Annotated in this window: 1 pseudogene; it reads right to left on the bottom strand. The window is 43.1% G+C overall.

Annotated features, from left to right (window positions below):
- Positions 1 to 255, bottom strand: a pseudogene (locus AB4512_RS24910) (alpha-keto acid decarboxylase family protein); the annotation flags it as partial.

Here is a 255-nt window from a genome sequence, read left to right as displayed (position 1 = left end):
ACGGGTGCGTGAACGGTGCAATAGAGTAACAGTTTCTTGCAACGCGGCTTCAAGGTTTGATATCGAAGATTGATCTAACATTAAGTCCAATGGTTTTGTTGGTGCATCGACATCCATTGTTTGCATGTCGTACGGGACTTCCAAATATACTGGCTTTTTAGTTTGCATGGCTTTACGTAGCATCTGGTCAACGTAGTAGGGTGCGGTGTCAATGTTCTCAACTCGTTGGCTCACACAAGTAATATGTTTGAACAT

Source organism: Vibrio sp. 10N.222.52.B7, assembly GCF_041474275.1.
In the GTDB taxonomy this organism is placed as follows: Bacteria; Pseudomonadota; Gammaproteobacteria; order Enterobacterales; family Vibrionaceae; genus Vibrio; species Vibrio crassostreae_C.
Note: the sequence above shows the minus strand (reverse complement) of the source record. Positions and strands in the feature narration are given on the sequence as shown.